The 2,870-nt window shown below is 69.8% G+C and carries 2 protein-coding genes and 1 pseudogene; 2 read left to right on the top strand and 1 reads right to left on the bottom strand.

The genetic code is table 11. From position 1 onward, the window contains the following. A pseudogene (locus KAY22_RS27315) lies at positions 1-505 on the bottom strand (imidazolonepropionase); the annotation flags it as partial. Positions 506-576: 71 nt separating this feature from the next. Here KAY22_RS27315 and KAY22_RS27310 point away from each other — a divergent pair. Both KAY22_RS27310 and hutC read left to right on the top strand, forming a co-directional pair. Then, entirely contained in the window at positions 577-1,923 is a 1,347-nt protein-coding gene (locus KAY22_RS27310; RefSeq protein WP_296626180.1) for a formimidoylglutamate deiminase, read from the top strand. Beyond that, positions 1,920-2,621, top strand: coding sequence for a histidine utilization repressor (hutC, locus tag KAY22_RS27305; protein WP_296626179.1), 702 nt, complete (start codon positions 1,920-1,922; stop codon positions 2,619-2,621). Before KAY22_RS27310 ends, hutC begins: the two co-directional genes overlap by 4 nt. Positions 2,622-2,870: the final 249 nt, after the last annotated feature.

Below are 2,870 nucleotides of genomic sequence, written 5' to 3'. Positions count from 1 at the left end.
GCGTGGTCCGCACGGTTATCGCCCGCGCACTGCCGATCCGGCGCGCGGCGCGGAGCATGCGCAATTCGGTGTCGAGGTTGAGGCCATAGCCCGACTTGATCTCGATCGTCGTCACGCCCTCGGCGATCAGCCGGTCGACGCGTGGCAGGGCGCCATCGACCAGCGCATCCTCGTCGGCCGCGCGCGTTGCCGCCATGGTCGAGACGATGCCGCCGCCGGCGCGAGCGATCTCTTCATAAGAGGCCCCCTCCAGCCGTAGCTCGAACTCCTGCGCGCGATTGCCGGCGTGGACGATGTGAGTGTGGCAGTCGATCAGGCCCGGCGTGATCCAGCGGCCGCCGCAGTCGGTTGTCGCGACCGGGTCGAAGCGGGGCGCATTAGACGCCGGTCCGGCATAGAGGATGGCACCGTCGCGCGCGGCCACCATGCCGTCCTCGACGACACCCAGCCCCGCACCGGCCATCGTCGCCAGCCGCGCCTGTTTCCAAAGACGGTCGCACCGCATGTTTCGAGTCTCCGCAGCCATCATTGCACCGCCTCTCAATAATGTATAGACATTATCGAAGGAGGGCCGGGATGGCGGACAGGCATTTTCATTTCGGTCAGGCGCTGCTGCCCGATGGATGGGCCGACGACGTTCGCGTCACCGTCAGCGAGGCCGGCTGGATCGAGCATGTCCGGGCGGGTCAGCCTGCCGAAGCCGGCGACGAGCGCGCGGCCATCGCCTTGCCGGGGCTGCCCAATCTCCACAGCCACGCCTTCCAGCGCGGCATGGCGGGGCTGGCCGAGGTGGCGGGGAACGGTCCCGACAGCTTCTGGACCTGGCGCGCGCTTATGTACCGCTTCGTCGAGCGGATGACGCCCGACCAGCTGCTTGCGATCGCGGCGATGGCCTATGTCGAGATGCTGGAAACGGGCTTCACCCGCGTCGGCGAGTTTCACTATCTCCACCATGACCGCGACGGCGCATCCTATTCGGACCCGGCGGAACTGAGCCGCGCGATCGTCGAGGCCGCGCGCGAGACCGGCATCGCGCTCACCCATTTGCCGGTCTTCTATGCCCAGGGTGGTTTTGGCGGACAGCCGGCGAGTGAGGCGCAGCGGCGCTTCCTGCACGATGTCGACGGCTTTGCCCGAGTGGTCGAGGCGCTGGGGCCGGTCGTGGCGGTGCTGCCCGACGCGGTGCTGGGCGTGGCGCCGCACAGCCTGCGCGCGACGACCGGGGAGCAGCTTCGCGCGGTCGCGGCGCTGAGCCCCGGCCCGGTCCACATCCACATCGCCGAACAGGAGAAGGAGGTTGCCGACTGCCTCGCCTGGAGCGGGGCGCGGCCGGTCGACTGGCTGCTCGACCATGCGTCGGTCGGCCCCGACTGGTGCCTCGTCCATGCGACGCACGTAACGCCCGAGGAGGCGCGACGGATGCGCGAGGCGGGGGCGGTCGCGGGGTTCTGCCCGATCACCGAGGCCAATCTGGGCGACGGTATCTTTCCGGCCGAGCAGTTCGGCGGCGCGATCGGGATCGGTTCGGACTCGAACGTCCTGATCGACGCGACCGAGGAGTTGCGGCTGCTCGAATATGGCCAGCGTCTGGCGCGACGGCGACGCAACCTGTTCGCCGAACCCGGCGGATCGACCGGCGGTGCGCTCTATCGGACGGCTCTCGCCGGCGGTGGTCAGGCGCTCGGTGCCGCCAGCGCGATCGCCCAAGGCCCGGCGGACTTCGTCACGCTGGACATGGACCATGTCTCGCTGGCGGGCCGGCGCGGCGACGCGATCCTCGACGGGCTGATCTTCGCTGCCGGATCGCGCGCGATCGACGGGGTCTGGCGACGCGGGCGGCAGGTCGTTAGGGGCGGTCGCCATGTCGAGCGGGAGCGGATCGCCGCCCGCTATCGCTGTACGTTGAAGGACCTGCTCGGATGAAGCGGATCTCGATCCACGACCGCATAAGGCAGGAGATCGAGGAGCACATCATGTCGGGCCTGTGGGAGGCCGGACATCGCCTGCCGCCCGAGCATGAGCTGATGACGACCTATGGTTGCTCGCGGATGACGGTCCACAAGGCGATCGACGGCTTGGTCGACCGCGGCCTGATCGAGCGGCGCAAGCGCGCCGGCAGCTTCGTCGCAGCCCCCACCGCGCACCGTGCCGCGCTGGAGATCCCCGACGTCTCGGTCGAGATCGCCGCGCGGGGGCAGGTGCACCGGCTGGGCCTGATCGAACGGGTCGAGCGCGAGGCCGATGCGCTCGACCGCGAACGGCTGGGGGTCGCGGGCGGGGCGGTGCTGTGGCTGCGCTGCCTGCACCGCGCCGATGATCGGCCTTTCGCGCTGGAGGAGCGGCTGATCAGCCTCGATGCGGTGCCCGCCGCCCGCGCCGTCGACTTCGCGGCCGAAAGCCCCGGCCGCTGGCTGCTCGGCCATGTCCCCTGGACCGACGCGCGCCACCGCATCGCCGCCATCGCCGCCAAGCAGCCCGTGGCGGAGCGGCTGGGCGTCCCGCTCGGCTCACCCTGCCTCTCGGTCGAACGCTGGACCTGGCGCAATGACGCGCGGATCACCTGGGTCCGGCTGACCTATCCGGGCGACCGTTACGCGCTGGAGGCCGGCTTCCTCGCCTGAACGCCTTTCGTCGGGCGCAACTGCACCGGCGCAACCATTACGCGCGCGGCGCATTCTTCTGCGACGGAGGCACGGCATGCGGCTCGACGACGAAAGAGAAAGCAGCAATTTCGAGATAAGATCGGGCGGCGGAGGCGGGGGCTTCGGGCTTCCGCTCGGCATCCCGCTGGGACGCGGTGGGCTCGGCTGCGGCTCGCTGTTCGTGATCCTGATCATATCGATGGTGCTGGGCATCAACCCGCTCTCGCT

Source organism: Rhizorhabdus sp. (assembly GCF_018006725.1).
Lineage (GTDB): Bacteria > Pseudomonadota > Alphaproteobacteria > Sphingomonadales > Sphingomonadaceae > Rhizorhabdus.
The sequence above is the reverse complement of the archived record's forward strand: the minus strand, read 5'-3'. Positions and strand labels throughout refer to the sequence as shown.